Source organism: Psychrobacillus mangrovi, from assembly GCF_037104765.1.
GTDB classification, from domain to species: Bacteria; Bacillota; Bacilli; order Bacillales_A; family Planococcaceae; genus Psychrobacillus; species Psychrobacillus mangrovi.
On record NZ_JBAWSY010000001.1, the window covers coordinates 278578 to 293924 of the forward strand.

Annotated in this window: 13 protein-coding genes; 7 read left to right on the forward strand and 6 right to left on the reverse strand. The window is 35.7% G+C overall.

Annotated features, from left to right (window positions below):
- Positions 1 to 4: 4 nt before the first annotated feature.
- Both WAX74_RS01425 and WAX74_RS01430 read left to right on the forward strand, forming a co-directional pair.
- Positions 5 to 1147 (forward strand): alpha-hydroxy-acid oxidizing protein, encoded by a 1143-nt coding sequence (locus WAX74_RS01425; RefSeq protein WP_336495876.1) that lies wholly within the window; start codon positions 5 to 7, stop codon positions 1145 to 1147.
- 29 nt (positions 1148 to 1176) lie between these two features.
- Positions 1177 to 2370, forward strand: a complete 1194-nt coding sequence (locus WAX74_RS01430; protein WP_336495877.1) for a CaiB/BaiF CoA transferase family protein — start codon at positions 1177 to 1179, stop codon at positions 2368 to 2370.
- Between the two features lie 42 nt (positions 2371 to 2412).
- Here WAX74_RS01430 and WAX74_RS01435 read toward each other — a convergent pair whose 3' ends face one another.
- Positions 2413 to 2646 carry a hypothetical protein gene (locus WAX74_RS01435; RefSeq protein WP_336495878.1) on the reverse strand — a complete coding sequence of 78 codons (234 nt, stop codon included), beginning with the start codon at positions 2644 to 2646 and terminating at the stop codon, positions 2413 to 2415.
- Positions 2647 to 2905: 259 nt separating this feature from the next.
- Between WAX74_RS01435 and WAX74_RS01440 the strand changes: the two genes are divergently transcribed.
- From WAX74_RS01440 to WAX74_RS01455, 4 genes are all read left to right on the forward strand, one after another.
- Positions 2906 to 3472, forward strand: a complete 567-nt coding sequence (locus tag WAX74_RS01440) for an SLOG family protein (protein ID WP_336495879.1) — start codon at positions 2906 to 2908, stop codon at positions 3470 to 3472.
- Positions 3469 to 4059 carry a branched-chain amino acid aminotransferase gene (locus tag WAX74_RS01445; protein ID WP_336495880.1) on the forward strand — a complete coding sequence of 197 codons (591 nt, stop codon included), beginning with the start codon at positions 3469 to 3471 and terminating at the stop codon, positions 4057 to 4059. The genes WAX74_RS01440 and WAX74_RS01445 overlap by 4 nt, the downstream gene beginning before the upstream one ends.
- Positions 4060 to 4338: 279 nt before the next feature.
- The gene (locus WAX74_RS01450) at positions 4339 to 4983 is read left to right on the forward strand and encodes a spore coat protein (RefSeq protein ID WP_336495881.1); all 645 of its coding nucleotides are present in this window, start codon (positions 4339 to 4341) and stop codon (positions 4981 to 4983) included.
- A 113-nt stretch (positions 4984 to 5096) separates the two neighbouring features.
- A complete protein-coding gene (locus tag WAX74_RS01455) occupies positions 5097 to 5756 on the forward strand; it encodes an HAD family hydrolase (protein ID WP_336495882.1) in 660 nt (219 codons plus the stop codon).
- Positions 5757 to 5942: 186 nt separating this feature from the next.
- On the opposite strand, the gene WAX74_RS01460 is transcribed toward WAX74_RS01455, so the two are convergent.
- Positions 5943 to 6758 carry a hypothetical protein gene (locus WAX74_RS01460; protein ID WP_336495883.1) on the reverse strand — a complete coding sequence of 272 codons (816 nt, stop codon included), beginning with the start codon at positions 6756 to 6758 and terminating at the stop codon, positions 5943 to 5945.
- 274 nt (positions 6759 to 7032) lie between these two features.
- Here WAX74_RS01460 and cdaS point away from each other — a divergent pair, with 274 nt between their 5' ends.
- The gene (gene cdaS, locus WAX74_RS01465) at positions 7033 to 7662 is read left to right on the forward strand and encodes a sporulation-specific diadenylate cyclase CdaS (RefSeq protein WP_336495884.1); all 630 of its coding nucleotides are present in this window, start codon (positions 7033 to 7035) and stop codon (positions 7660 to 7662) included.
- A gap of 54 nt (positions 7663 to 7716) precedes the next feature.
- Here cdaS and hisF read toward each other — a convergent pair whose 3' ends face one another.
- The 4 genes from hisF to gltB all read right to left on the reverse strand — a co-directional run bounded on the left by hisF (position 7717) and on the right by gltB (position 15232).
- A complete protein-coding gene (gene hisF, locus WAX74_RS01470; RefSeq protein ID WP_336495885.1) occupies positions 7717 to 8490 on the reverse strand; it encodes an imidazole glycerol phosphate synthase subunit HisF in 774 nt (257 codons plus the stop codon).
- A 13-nt stretch (positions 8491 to 8503) separates the two neighbouring features.
- Positions 8504 to 9103, reverse strand: a complete 600-nt coding sequence (gene hisH, locus WAX74_RS01475) for an imidazole glycerol phosphate synthase subunit HisH (RefSeq protein WP_336495886.1) — start codon at positions 9101 to 9103, stop codon at positions 8504 to 8506.
- A 96-nt stretch (positions 9104 to 9199) separates the two neighbouring features.
- Positions 9200 to 10681, reverse strand: a complete 1482-nt coding sequence (gene gltD / locus WAX74_RS01480; protein WP_336495888.1) for a glutamate synthase small subunit — start codon at positions 10679 to 10681, stop codon at positions 9200 to 9202.
- An 18-nt stretch (positions 10682 to 10699) separates the two neighbouring features.
- Entirely contained in the window at positions 10700 to 15232 is a 4533-nt protein-coding gene (gene gltB, locus WAX74_RS01485) for a glutamate synthase large subunit (RefSeq protein ID WP_336495890.1), read from the reverse strand.
- Positions 15233 to 15347: the final 115 nt, after the last annotated feature.

Here is a 15347-nt window from a genome sequence, read left to right on the forward strand (position 1 = left end):
CTATATGTCAACTATTAAAAACAATGATTTGTTATTAGATAATATCGGTTCTAATGAAAAATATCCTATCAATTTTAGCGAATTAGAACAAGCTGCAAAGGAAAAACTAGAGGCAGGTCCTTTTGGATATATCCGCTCCTCTGCAGGTGGTGAAGAAACTTATCGTAAAAATAGCAATTCATTTGAAAAATATTCGATTGTACCAAGATTTCTTACAGATGTTTCTGCATTAAATACAGAAGTTACTATACTTGGTCGTACATACCCTCACCCCCTTTTTATAGCTCCTGTAGGTGTAAATAAGATTGCACATGAGGATGGGGAAATTGCTGTAGCTAAAGCAGCGGCAAAATTTAATTATCCTTACATTCAAAGTACCGTGTCAAGTTATTCGATCGAAGAAATCGCAGAAGCGACAGAAGGCAGTTCGAAATGGTTTCAATTGTATTGGTCACAAAACAAAGAAATTTCTTTTAGTATGATTCAAAGAGCTGAAGCAGCAGGATACGAAGCAATTGTTTTAACTGTAGATACAGTTATGCTTGGTTGGCGTGAGGAAGATGTAAGAAATCAGTTTTCTCCTCTTAAACGCGGTTTTGGTCAAGGTAATTATGCCTCTGATCCTGTTTTTATGGCTGCTCTACCGGATCAGTCGAAGGATGCCATTATAGATAGTATGATAGAAAACATCTATCATCCTACATTAAATTGGAACAACATCGAGGAATTAAGAGAGTATACTTCATTGCCAATATTACTGAAAGGTATTCTTCATCCAGAAGATGCGAAGCTAGCAATTGAAAAAGGTTTGGATGGCATTATCGTTTCTAACCATGGTGGGCGTCAGTTAGATGGTGTAATTGCTAGTATCGATGCCCTTCCTGAAATAGTTGAGATTGTAAACGGTAAAATTCCAGTACTTTTTGACAGTGGTGTAAGACGTGGTTCAGATGCAGTAAAGGCTCTAGCACTTGGAGCAACCGCAGTATGCATTGGACGACCTTTTATATGGGGATTGGCTAGTGGCGGTCAAGCTGGTGTTGAAAGGGTTCTTGAAAATTTTCTTCAAGAAACAAATGTTTCGATTTCATTGAGTGGAGCACGAAATTTAGAGGAGCTTCGTAAGTTAAAAATTGTACGAAGCTAATAGCAGTTTTAAAAGGTGGTAAGTTACAAATGGAACAATCTTTAAAAGGAATGAAAGTGGTTGATTTATCACAAGTTCTTGCTGGCCCCTATTGTACAATGGTGCTAGGAGATATGGGTGCTGATGTTGTAAAAGTGGAAAAATTCCCTAAAGGGGATGATACACGAACAATGGGTCCCTATATTAACGATGAAAGCTATATGTATATGATGGTCAATCGAAATAAACGTGGGATATGTCTTAATTTAAAAACAGAAGAAGGTCTACAGATTTTATATAAACTAATAAAAGATGCAGATGTCTTCATTGAGAACTATCGACCAGGTGTTACGAAGAAGCTTGGAATTGATTATGATACTTTAAAATCGATCAATCCAGGCATGATTTATTGTTCTATATCAGGTTATGGCCAAACTGGACCTTACAAGAATAAGGGTGGCTTTGATATCATGGCGCAAGGTCTCTCTGGATTAATCGATATGACAGGAGAACGTACAGGAAAGCCTGTTAAAGTAGGAATTGCTATCCATGATATTGCTGCAGCTCAAACAGCAATTCAGTCTATTTTAGCTGCATATATTCATCGATTGAAGTCAGGAAATGGTCAGTATATTGACGTTTCATTAGTAGATTCTGGACTTGCTTGGACTGTTTGGGAAGCTGCTGCATACTTCGGAAAAGGTGAAGTTCCAAGTAGAAATGGTACTGCACACCGGGTTTCTGCACCCTACCAAGGGTACAAAACGAAAGATGGATTTATATTAATTGGCGCAGCCAATCAAAAACTTTGGGAAAAGTTTTGTTTAAATGTAGTAAATAAACCAGAATGGATAAAGGATGAACGATTCTTAACGAATAGTATTCGTTCACTTCATGTCGATGAATTAGAAATTGAAATTGAAAATATTTTAAAAGAAAATGATTCAACTTATTGGTTGAATTTGTTAGATGTACATGGTATCCCTTCTGGACCAATTTATTCATATGATCAAACTCTTTCGGATGAGCATATTCTTTCAAGGGACATGATTTTGGACTATGAGCATCCAGTTGCTGGTGCTATGAAGACTCTTGGATTCCCAGCAAAATTCTCAGAAACACCTGGTCAATTCAAGAGCCCTGCTCCCCTATTGGGCCAGCATAATAGCGAAGTGTTGAATCAGCTAGGATTTTCAGCAGATGAAATTAGTGACCTTTTAAATAAACAAGTAATTAATAAATAGGACCGAGTTTACACTCGGCCCTTTCTTTTTACATATTAGCCATTAATCTTTTAGCAATGGCTGCTTTGGACTACCTTCTTTTACAAATAGCTGAATCCCGCTTGCTGGATTAGTGCCTTTCCAAATATATTTTATATCTTTATAGTCCCCTACATTATTCAATTTGAATAATACATTTCTGTATCCACGTTCCTCAAACTTTCTTGCTTGATCAAAAACGCGATTATCTAAACTTGGAATAGGAAGCATTGTTGTCACATATGAACCTGTTGCCATTTCTATCGCTATTGCATACGCAAGAATATGGGTATCTCCACGAACAAGTAATTAACCATTTAATTCCCTTTCAATCTCATTAGTTGTTGGTAAAGATAAGATTCAACATTACTGACAAACTCAACATTCTGCTGTGAATTTGGATTAACTATAACCATCCTTTCTATACAATCACATTAGTGTATGAGCTGATTATTTATATAGGGACAATTAAGTGGTATGATAAAATGTATATGTAAAACAAAGTAGGTCGAAAAGAATGACAAAACGTTTAGTAGTAACCGGTTATAAAGCACATGAATTAGGTATTTTTAATGACTCACATCCAGGAATACCTATTATAAAGAGAGCGATATACAATCAACTACTTGTACGAATGGATGAAGGGTTGGAATGGGTAATTTTAAGCGGTCAGCAAGGGGTTGAAACTTGGACTGCCGAATTAATATTAGAGATGAAGGTCGAATATCCACATTTAAAATTAGCCATTATAACCCCTTTTCTGGAACAAGAAAAAAATTGGAACGAGCAAAAACAAGAAAAGTATAGAAATTTGCTTTTTCAAGCGGATTATAATACAAGTATTACTAAAAGACCTTACGAGGCTCCTTGGCAATTCATCGAAAAAAATAAATTCCTACTTAGAAATTCGGACGGAATTCTTATTGTGTACGACGAAGAAAACGAAGGCTCACCCAAATATTTTAAAAAACTTGCACAACAATATGCTGAAAAAGAAGACTACTCTTTATTTATGGTCGATGCATATGACCTTCAAATGATTGCAGAAGAAATTGCAGAAGAAGAAAGGAATAATTATTTATGATATCCGAAAAATTAAACAAAAAAATCAAAGAAGCAAATGGTGAAGTAATCAATTTATTGATGGAAGAAAAAGAGTTTGCAGAAAGAAAGCAATTAATTTCTGCAGACCAAAAAGTAATAATAACAGAAAAAAATGAACAGTATACAAATGCAATAATTGAACGATTGGATAAAGAAACAGATGAATCCGTTTCTAAAGGAACTATAGAATTTTTAAGAGCTCCACTATCTCATTTCAAAGAAAAGCAAAACGAATATGTTTATATAGAATCAGAAAGCTTTGATGTTATTAATATAGATGCTATTGCATTAGAATTCGACGAAGTATTCGAAGTATACACAGCAATGTTTGGATTAGCATTACAAAAGAAATTTGGTGCTTCAATACGGGACTACTTAGATCAACATTTTGATTCCCAAAAGATGAACTATAGCTTAATGTTTTCGGGTGAAGATGGTTTATGGGAAGTAAACTTACCACTAAATTATATAGCCGGTTTTAAAGAAGATTTTACGATTGAACAAACTTATCAATTTTTATATTCCTTTATTTTCTCATTAGTAGAATGGGTAGAAAATAATAAATAAAACATAACAATCATGAATCCATAAATTCATGATTGTTTTTTTAATTTGTATCAATTTTTGTGTTTATTGCAATTTTTGTGTTTATTGTGTTTTTCATGTTTTTCATGTTTTTCATGTTTTTCACGTTTGCTTTGGTGCCTGGCACTCGTAATGAATTTGTAATATACGGTTCTCTATTTTTTATATTTCTCCTCATATGTTTTCTATGCATATGAACGGATAATGTGGTCAAACTAATGAAGATGTTTCATCACATTTTTTACAAGGAGGAATTATTGAATGACTCAGAACCCATTTGGTCAAGGACAAGGTCAGACTCAAGGTCAAACTCATCAGAATATGCAAAACGGAAATATCTCTCAACAAATGAATCATGGCGGTCATGAAGTATTTGATTTACATGAAGTTTTATCAACTGTTGTTTCTGGTATAAACTTGAAAACAATTTTACGTCCGCATGTAAAAGACCAAGAATTGTTAAACATCTTGGATCGTCAATATGCATTTGCTCTTGATGAATATAATATTACCGTTGAAGCTTTTAAAACTGGACAAGACCCTTCACATCCAACAACAAGCTATAAAATGCAACAAGGCAATGACTTTGTGTATGGAACGAAGCCTTCTCAACCGAAAAAGCCTATGCAAAATGCAAATGAAATTAATGACGAAATGATTTCTGGTTATTTACTAGGAGCTGCAAAAGCGGCTGCAACAATTAAAACAGGGGCTGCTTTAGAAACTACAAACCCTGTAGTACGTAGAGTTCTTGCTGACTCAATTCCAAACTGCATTGAAATGGCTTATGAGCTTTCGATTTATCAAAACAAGCACCACTACTACCAAGTACCACAACTTGATCAACAAAGCATGCAAGCAATGTTGAACGCATTTGCTCCTGTACAAGGAAAGATGATGAGTTAAATACCCTTTCTCGTCCCTATTTTGGGGACGAGTTTTTAAATACATTGTTTCTATTTTGAAATACCGTATAATTTACCTAAAGCGTTTTATTACTAAGGAAAAGGGTGAATTATATGCGTGTCGCAATTTTTGACTTTGACGGAACTTTATATGCCGAAGAAACATTCAAGCTATTAATGACTCATTTAAAAGAACATCCCATTTATAAAACAAACTATAGCCGCTTTTATAGATCAATCGTTCCTCCTTATATTGCGAATAAGCTCAAGCTTTATCCTACGTCAAAAATGAAAGCACGTTCGATGCAATTGTATTTAGAAGCTTTCAGCGGAATATCCACTGCTGAAATGGACGCTTATTTTGAAGAATTAAAAGATAAAATGCAAAAAGATTTCAATCAAGATGTGATAGAAAGATTAGAAAAGCATCAATCCGATGATGTACATATTTTACTTGTCTCTGGAGCATATACACAGTTTTTACAACGTGTTACTGCTGGATTGACCTTTAACCAAATAATAGGTACAGACATTCCTTACAAAGAGGACAAAATCGACATTCATTCTCCCATTTCGCATGTAAATGGAACTCGCAAAACAGAAAATATCTTGAAGATTTTAAAAGATCAACAAATAGATTGGGAAAATAGTTTCGCTTACGGGGACAGCTACTCAGACCTACCGGTACTAGAGCTGGTGGGAAACCCAGTTGCAGTTAAACCAGAAGAGAAGCTCAGGAATGTAGCAAAAGAGCGAGGCTGGGAAATAATATAATAAGGTCACTTAAGACATTAGTAATTAAATACTTAAGATAACCCCACCTTAAAATTGAAAAGTGAGAGCTAGCGGTCGGACTAGTATAGGCAAGTTCCGATTGACTTAGATAACTAAATAATAAGGCGACCAACTTAATTAAAGAGTAGGTCGCCTTATCTTCATTTCGTAACAATAATTTGGAGATTAGTTGTATTTAGCTAATTCTTGCTTAATGGCATTAATACAATCATTGCACCAAGCCTTTATAATGTCGCTATTATCAATAGTTCCTAATGTCATCTCATGTTCTAACAATTGGTATTCAGATTTAATATTCCTACCGCTCAGTGTAATCATTAGATTGAATATGTCATCTAAAAAATAGTGTAAATATGCCATATAAACTACTAAGAAGTATCTAAAGTAGTAAACGTTCTTTTCGTATTTTAAATAGTCCTGGTCATTAATAATATTATCAAAATTTAAATCAAAAATTTGAAAGATAATCTCAGTATCATGGTTAAATACCATGCAATTACTTCCTCCGTGGACTATACCATTTCTATAGTCGGCAATATCTTTAAACCACAAACTACTTTTGAGCAAAGGATAATCTTCTATTTGGTGCTCTTCTATTTTTTGATTGAGAATTTCGAATATCTCCCATAAATTTTTCTTTGGCTTTGGTGGAATCTCGAAATACAATTTAATTGTTTCTAAAATGTGGTCAATTACTGTACGATATTTAACAAAAAACAATTCAATGTCTAATGAAGTATATCTAAAATCTATATTATTCTCTTTACCTACTTGCATTCTTCCAACTAAAATATAGATTTTAGCTAATTCTTGTCTAATGGCTTTTAAATGGTCATCAATAATTTCATTATCATTTATATCAATAAACTTATACATAGCTTCATGTATTACATGGAGCTCTCCATTTCCCTTTTCAAACAATTCTACAAAATATTGAACTAAAATTAAATCATCTTTTAGCTGTACCTTTTCTTGTTCCATTTATAATACTCCCCCTGAAATGACTTAGCTTAATAAAATTCTTTATAAACTATCTACATTCAAATCGACTGTATTCTTAGAGTTTACCCAATCTATCAAAACTTAGTACCTGTTCCCTTTATTTGTTAATTATTTATAAGACATTGTTGCCTCAATAGTAAATTGATAAATAGTAAACCGGTATATCAAAGAATGAACTTTTGCTTTTAGGGTAAACTATTTCCCATACAATCAAATTAAAACAATCATCATTTATTGAAATGAGGTTTAGTAAATGAAACAATACAATTGTGACTTTTCACCTCTAAAAGAACAATTAAAAAAAGAGTTGGAAGCTATCTCAATAGAAATTAAAATAGGTTTAAATACATTAGATAATGATAACTTTTGTCTTTTAGGAGGGCTTGCTACTATTAAAGAGCAATTTGAAAAGGCAGAAGCAGTTGCAGCTTCATTTTATTTAAACTGTTATTTATCCCCATTCACTGATATGTATTTAGATATATCAAGTGCTATACAGCATCTTTCCAATCAAAGACATGGTGCTTTGATCGTAATTGAGCGTGAAAATAGACTTGATTCAATGATAAGACCAGGTACTCCAATTGGCGCAAAGCTAACACATTCCTTATTAGAATCCATTTTTTATCCAGGTAACCCACTTCATGATGGAGCAGTATTAGTAAGAAGCAATCAAATCTTTTCTGCAGCTAATGTACTGCCATTATCGGGTATATTTGTAGGGGACAAAAAACTTGGTACACGTCATCGTGCAGCAATAGGTTTATCCGAAAAAAGTGATGCACTTATAATCGTTGTTTCAGAAGAGACAGGAAGAGTATCTTTTGCAATTGACGGAGAGCTACATCCGATCGTCACAACAAGCTCGTTAATAGTTAATTAGTGCATTGGATATAATAAAAGGAATCGCTAATTTCTTAAGCAATTCCTTTTGTATTTAAATCCGAACATTAATTTTTTGGTTTTGTAAATAGGCTTTTATTTCAGAAATTGTATAATCGCCATAATGAATCATCGAAGCGACAAGAGCAGCATCAGCTTGCCCTTCTGAAAATACCTCTTCAATATGTTCCAATTTACCAGCACCACCAGAAGCAATTATTGGCACATTTGTTTTTTCTGAAAGTAATTTAATTAGCTCGACATCGTAGCCATTTTTCATACCGTCTTTATGGATACTTGTACAAATAATCTCTCCTGCTCCCAGTTCGGTCGCTTGTTGCGCCCATTCGACAACATCCATCCCTGTTTTTTCATGACCTGAGTGTGTATAAACTTCCCAACGAATTATTTCTTCTTCATCGTTATATATGGGCATAGCATCTAACCCTAATACTACACATTGCTTTCCATATATTTCAGCTGCTTCTCTTAAAAGCTCAGGTCGTTGTACTGCTGCTGAGTTCACCCCTACTTTATCTGCTCCAGCCCGGAGCAAATTCTTGAAGTCATCAACCGTACGAACACCACCGATTACTGAAAATGGAATGTAAACTTGTTCTGCGACTTTACGAATCCATTCAATTTTTAAATCTTGGTTTTTTAATGAAGCCGTTGTGTCCAAATATATTAACTCATCTGCACCATCGTCTGTGTACTTTTTGCCAAGCTCTGCTGGATCCCCAATAATAGTAGGATTTCTAAATTGGACATACTTAACCGCTTTGTCATTTAACACATCGATTGCAGGGACTATTCTTTTTCTAAGCATATATATTCACTCCTCACTTACAGTAATTATCTAATAATTGGATACCGCATTTCCCACTTTTTTCAGGGTGGAACTGAACACCCATTACTTGTTCATTTCCTATTACACTTGCAAAATTTATCCCATAATTAGTAGTTCCTAATACATCCTTTTCTTCTAAAGGATTTGCAAAGAAAGAATGTACAAAATAAAAATCAGTATTATCTGGTATGTTATTAAATAAGAAATGTTGCTGAACATCTTTTACTTGATTCCAGCCCATATGAGGAATCTTTTCGGCGTCCTCTTTGAATACCGGTACTGTCCCTTTTAGGAGTCCTAGACACGGAACATTTCCTTCCTCGCTTGATTCAAGCAGTAGTTGCATACCTAGACATATACCCAACAGAGGGGTTCCTTTTGCAACCTCACTCTTTAAATAATCGCTTAAACCTGATTCATTTAATATTTCCATAGCAACTTTTGCATTACCAACACCAGGTAAAATCAGCTTTGTTATAGAGTCATCATGATCGGTTGGATTCGTTATTAGTTTTGTTTTATATTCTAAACGAGCAATTGCTTTCAAAACACTATGTAAATTTCCAGCTCCGTAATCTATAATACCAATCATTTTCTTGCCTCCACTTTTAGTATGTTATTATTATGCCATCTATTTACTTAAAATAAAACAAAAACTTTAGTACACTAGCAGACTAAAACCAGTCATTTATAAAATGACTGGTTTTTTACTTACATATTCATTTACTTTCTTCGCAACTTCTTGCCCCTCTTTTATGGCCCAAACGATTAAACTTTGCCCTTTTCTAGCATCACCTGCAGCGAAAACTCCTTCAATATTAGTGGAGTAATCCTTCGTAGAGGCAGCAATTTTTTTATTTACGATATTTACTCCAAATTGCTCCGCTAATGAATTTTCAGGCCCTTCAAACCCAATTGCAACAAATACGAACTGTGCTGGCCAAACTTTTTCTGTACCAGGAAGCTCTTTAAAATAGAAATATCCATCTTCTCCTAGAACTTTTTCCATTTGAATTGTGTGAAGTTCTTTTACGTTGCCATTTTGATCCGCTACCATTTTGGTCGTTTGAATTAAATATTCACGCGGATCATTCCCATACTTTGCGTTTGCTTCTTCATATGCATATTCTAGTTTGTAAATATTCGGATCAGTTGGCCATTGATTATCTTCAGCTCTTGAAACAGGTAACTGAGGATGCTTCCCAAACTGAACGATACTTCGGCATTTTTGACGTATAGCAGTAGCTACACAATCTGCACCAGTGTCCCCACCTCCAATAATTATAACGTCTTTGCCTTTTGTATTGATAAACTGACCATCTTTAAAATTAGAATCTAGTAAGCTTTTAGTTGTAGACTTTAAATAATCCATTGCATAATACACACCCTTGGAAGTGCTACCTTTCATATGAAGTTCTCTTTGCTTTTGAGCTCCAATACATAAAATAATTGCGTCGAAGTCTGCTTTTAATTGTTCAGTAGAGATATCCTTACCAACTTCCGTATTTAAAACAAAATCAATTCCTTCTTGCTGAAGCAGTTGGATACGGCGTTGAACAACATCTTTTTCCAGTTTCATATTTGGAATCCCATACATTAATAATCCCCCTGCTCTGTCTGATCTCTCAAAAACAGTAACAGAATGGCCAGCTTGGTTTAACTCATCGGCACTTGTAAGTCCAGCAGGACCTGAACCTATAACTGCTATCTTTTTCCCTGTACGTATAGATGGAATTCTTGGAGTGATCCATCCATTTTCAAATGCTTTGTCAATTATCGTGCTCTCGATACTTTTTATCGATACTGCTGGGTCTGAAATAGCAAGTGTACACGATCCCTCACAAGGCGCTGGACATACTCGACCAGTGAATTCTGGAAAATTATTTGTCAATTGAAGCCTCTCAAGTGCCTCTTGCCATTTGCCCTTATACACTAAATCATTCCACTCAGGAATTAAATTATTAATCGGACAACCTGCTGTAGCTCCTCTTATTTCAATTCCCATGTGACAGAAAGGGGTTCCGCAATCCATGCATCTTGCCCCTTGTCTTTGTAGTGATTCATCTGATAATTTAGTTGAGTATTCACTCCAATTAGTTACCCTTTTGAGAGGGGCTACTTCTTTCCCTTTTTCTCGTTCGAACTCCATAAATCCTGTAGGTTTACCCATAAGTTACTCCCCTCTCTTTTACTTTTTCAGTAGCTCTAATTCTGTATTTTCTTTTTTAGTTGAAGTAGATAAAAATGCTTGCATAGCTGCTGCTTCATCCGTTAATCCGTCCAATTTAAATGCTTGAATTTTCTCTAGCATCATTTTGTAATCATTTGGCACTACTTTAACAAATTTTTTAGACGTCTCTTCCCATCGGTCTAATATATTCATCGCTTTCGTACTCTTTGTATAATAGTAGTGATCCATAATTAATTGGCGTAAAGAATGCAGCTCATCTGCAGAATTTATCTTTTCAAACTCAATCATTTCCATATTGCATTTTTCTTTCAATCCGCTCACATCATCAACAAGTACATATGCAATACCACCGGACATTCCTGCCCCAAAGTTCTTTCCTACATCCCCTAGAATGACGGCACGACCACCCGTCATATACTCACATCCGTGATCCCCTATGCCTTCTACTACAACATCTACCCCACTATTTCGAACCGCAAAGCGCTCCCCAGCACGTCCATTAATAAATGCAGTTCCACTTGTTGCACCGTAAAGTGCTACATTACCAGCTATTACATTACCTTCTGCAGCTCCTTTTAATGGTGCAGTGACAATTAATTTTCCTCCAGATAATCCCTTACCAAAGTAATCATTCACATCACCTGTTACATACATGGACATTCCTTTTGGAACAAATGCACCAAAGCTTTGCCCAGCTGCTCCAAGAAAACGTAAAATGATCGAATCGTCTGACAAACCTCTTTCGCCGTATTGCTTAGATATTTCACTTCCAATAATTGTTCCAACTACTCGATTCGTATTCGAAATAGGATATATTAAATCGACTTTCGTTCGATTAGCAATTGCTTTCTCTAATTTAGGAAGTAGTTGACGCATATCAAACGAAGCGTCAATCTTATGATTTTGTGGAGTTGAGTATGTTCTATTTCCTTGAACTTGGAATAACAAATTAGCAAAATCTAGCTGCTTTACTTTCCAATGTCCTTTTGCACGTGCACTCACTTCTAATACATCTGTGCGACCAACCATTTCTTCCACTGTTCTAAATCCTAGATTTGCCATGTATTCGCGCATTTCTTCTGCAACAAAACGCATGTAATTCACTACATAGTCTGCACTTCCTGTAAATTTATCTCGTAGCTCTGGATTTTGAGTAGCAATACCAACAGGACATGTATCTAAATGACAAGCACGCATCATGATACAACCTAAAACAATTAAAGGAGCTGTCGCAAAACCAAATTCTTCAGCACCAAGTAAAGCAGCCATCACTACGTCTTTCCCTGTCATTAGCTTACCGTCCGTCTCTAATCTCACGCGATCACGTAGACCGTTTAACATTAATGTCTGATGTGCTTCCGCTAATCCTAATTCCCATGGGAGACCTGTATGTTTGATACTCGTTTTAGGTGATGCCCCTGTACCACCATCGTAACCGCTGATGACAATAACATCGGCAGCACCTTTTGCTACGCCTGCTGCAATTGTTCCGACGCCAGCTTTTGCTACTAGTTTGACGCTTATACGTGCCGAGCGATTAGCATTTTTCAAGTCATGTATTAATTGAGCCATATCCTCAATAGAATAAATATCATGGTGTGGTGGTGGAGATATTAAACCCACTCCGGTAGTAGATCCACGAACATCAGCTACCCAAGGGTAAACTTTATTACCTGGTAATTGTCCACCTTCTCCTGGCTTTGCCCCTTGTGCCATTTTTATTTGTAGCTCGTCTGCTTGCACAAGATAATGGCTCTTCACTCCAAATCTTCCTGATGCAATTTGTTTTACTGCACTTCTTCGATTATCGCCATTTGCATCTAATTCATAACGGCTTGGATGTTCGCCACCCTCACCACTATTGCTTTTACCACCGAGTCGATTCATAGCTATCGCTAGAGTTTCATGTGCTTCTTGGCTTAAAGAACCAAAGGACATGGCACCTGTTTTAAATCGTTTTACGATGGAATCAACGGATTCTACTTCATTAAGTGGAATTCGCTTGTTATTTTGTTTAAATGTGAAGGAATTACGTAAAAAGCCTATCCGTTCTTCATTTGCCATTTCTGCATATTGTCTATATAAACCGTAGTCTCCTTTACGTGTAGCCCATTGTAGTGTATGAATAGTTTTAGGATTAAAAGCATGGTGCTCTCCTGTGCTTCTCCACTGGAAGTCGCTTCCGGACTCAAGTGAATCTTGAGTGGATTCTATCGCTAGTGTATGTCGTCTTTTTGCCTCTTCTGCGATTGTCCCCATATCAATTCCACTCAATTGAGAAACGGTACCAGTAAAGTGTTGTTCGATAACCTCTTTGCTGATTCCAACTGCTTCGAAAATTTGTGCTCCACGATAGCTTTGCACTGTAGAGATACCCATTTTAGACATTACTTTTACTACACCCTCTGCAATCCCTTTACTATATTTAGAAATTGCTTCCTTATAACTACTAACAATATGACCTTTCTCAATCGCTTCACTAATCGTTGCAAAAACTAGATAAGGATTAATGGCATCTACACCATAACCGATAAGCGCTGCAAAGTGATGTACTTCACGAGCTTCCCCAGATTCAACTATGATACTCACTTTCGTTCTGTTTCCTGTACGAACTAAATGCTGATGAAGGCTACTTGCAGCAAGTAATACAGGAATAGTAACTTGATCTTTATTTATCATTCGGTCCGATAAAACTAAAATGGATTTCCCTTCTTCAATGAAACGATCCGCCATTTTTGATATATTCCCTAAGTCATATTCTAAATCTTCCGTCATTTCTAAGCCGATTAATCCATAATTGAAAGTAGGATCTTTCAATTCAAGTAATTGTTTTAATTGATTGTTAGTTAATACAGGAGTATCTAGATATATCCTTTTAGCATTTAAAGCACTTGGTTTTAGCAAATCACCTTCTGCACCAAGCAATGTCATGGTGGAAGTTACGATATGCTCACGTATAGAATCAATAGGAGGATTCGTAACTTGTGCAAAGTGCTGTTTAAAATAATTGAACAATGATTGCGGACGTTCTGATAACACTGCAAGTGGTGTATCATTCCCCATGGAACCAATCGGATCCTTGCCATCTAATGAAATAGGAACAATATACTTTTGAATATCTTCAAATGTATAGCCAAATGCTTTTTGTTGAAATAGTAGATTATTTAATTGCTCCGGCTTCTCATAATCGGATGTTAGAGTAATTTTATTTTCTTCTAACCACTGCTTATAGGGATGGGCTTTTGCCATTTCCGTTTTGAGTTCTTCATCAGATATAATGCGACCTTGCTCTAAATCAATAAGTAGCATTCTTCCAGGACTCAATCGCTCTTTATATAGAATATTCTCCTCTTCCACATCAACAACTCCAACCTCTGAAGAGAAGATGATGTAGTCGTCCTTTGTTACGTAATAACGTGCTGGGCGTAAGCCGTTACGATCTAAAATTGCGCCAATTTGCTTTCCGTTTGTAAATGAAATAGCAGTTGGGCCATCCCAAGGCTCCATCAATGAACTGTGGTAAGCATAGAATGCCTTTTTTTCTTCACTAATGTGGGGATTTTCTGTCCAAGGCTCTGGAATAAGCATCATAGCGGTATGCGCTGGTGTTCTTCCTGCTAAAACGAAAAATTCAAATGCATTATCGAGCATGGAAGAATCACTTCCATTTGAATCAATAATCGGTAATAATTTATCTAAGTCTTTTCCGAATGCTTCCGAAATAAATTGCTGCTCCCTTGCTTTCATCCAATTTACGTTCCCACGTAAAGTATTTATTTCGCCGTTATGGACAATGTAACGATTTGGATGAGCTCTTTCCCAACTCGGAAATGTATTAGTGCTGTAACGTGAATGTACGAGCGAAAAAGCAGATGTAAATAATTCATCTTGCAAATCTATATAGAACATATCTACTTCTTCAGGGGTTAGTAATCCTTTGTATACAATTGTTTGGCTAGATAAGCTTGCACAATAAAATTTCTTTGATTGTTGTTCAGCCCAATGCTCTACTTGTTTTCTAATCACAAATAATTTTCTTTCAAAAGCAAGAGAATCAGTTTGGTTGACTGATTTGATAAACACTTGACGAACTACAGGTACTGTTTTTTTAGCTGCATCACTTAACACGCTTGCATTAGTTGGAACTGTTCTCCAACCAATTAGTTGCTGACCTTCTAATTGGATCGTTTCGTTTATTTTTTCTTCGATTTTTTCCCGTTCTTTGTCATCTTCTGTAAAGAATAACATTCCAACTCCATAATTACCCTTGGTCGGTAAAACCCATTCATTACAAACTACTCGAAAGTACACGTCTGGAATTTGAACCATTAAGCCAGCGCCATCTCCCGTTTGACCATCGCTTCCTCTTCCAGCACGATGATCGAGACGACATAACATTTCCAATCCCTTTTTTACTATGTCATGTGTAGCGATACCTTTTATATGTGCATATAAACCAATCCCACAAGCGTCGTGTTCAAATTCAGGTTGATATAGCCCTTGTGCTTTTGGTAATTGATGAAAAGTCATTTTAAATACCTCCAATTTCCATAAAAAGTTACTTATTAATATTGTAGGTTTTCAAAATGATATAAACAATATATAATTTGGATATAAATCATCTACTTTTTAGATTGATTAAGGG

Excerpts from the sequence above, each read along its gene's own strand:
- WAX74_RS01425 (WP_336495876.1), top strand. The coding sequence starts at position 5 with ATGTCAACTATTAAAAACAATGATTTGTTATTAGATAATATCGGTTCT.
- WAX74_RS01430 (WP_336495877.1), top strand. The coding sequence starts at position 1,177 with ATGGAACAATCTTTAAAAGGAATGAAAGTGGTTGATTTATCACAAGTT.
- WAX74_RS01435 (WP_336495878.1), bottom strand. The coding sequence starts at position 2,646 with ATGGCAACAGGTTCATATGTGACAACAATGCTTCCTATTCCAAGTTTA.
- WAX74_RS01440 (WP_336495879.1), top strand. The coding sequence starts at position 2,906 with ATGACAAAACGTTTAGTAGTAACCGGTTATAAAGCACATGAATTAGGT.
- WAX74_RS01445 (WP_336495880.1), top strand. The coding sequence starts at position 3,469 with ATGATATCCGAAAAATTAAACAAAAAAATCAAAGAAGCAAATGGTGAA.
- WAX74_RS01450 (WP_336495881.1), top strand. The coding sequence starts at position 4,339 with ATGACTCAGAACCCATTTGGTCAAGGACAAGGTCAGACTCAAGGTCAA.
- WAX74_RS01455 (WP_336495882.1), top strand. The coding sequence starts at position 5,097 with ATGCGTGTCGCAATTTTTGACTTTGACGGAACTTTATATGCCGAAGAA.
- WAX74_RS01460 (WP_336495883.1), bottom strand. The coding sequence starts at position 6,758 with ATGGAACAAGAAAAGGTACAGCTAAAAGATGATTTAATTTTAGTTCAA.
- cdaS (WP_336495884.1), top strand. The coding sequence starts at position 7,033 with ATGAAACAATACAATTGTGACTTTTCACCTCTAAAAGAACAATTAAAA.
- hisF (WP_336495885.1), bottom strand. The coding sequence starts at position 8,490 with ATGCTTAGAAAAAGAATAGTCCCTGCAATCGATGTGTTAAATGACAAA.
- hisH (WP_336495886.1), bottom strand. The coding sequence starts at position 9,103 with ATGATTGGTATTATAGATTACGGAGCTGGAAATTTACATAGTGTTTTG.
- gltD (WP_336495888.1), bottom strand. The coding sequence starts at position 10,681 with ATGGGTAAACCTACAGGATTTATGGAGTTCGAACGAGAAAAAGGGAAA.
- gltB (WP_336495890.1), bottom strand. The coding sequence starts at position 15,232 with ATGACTTTTCATCAATTACCAAAAGCACAAGGGCTATATCAACCTGAA.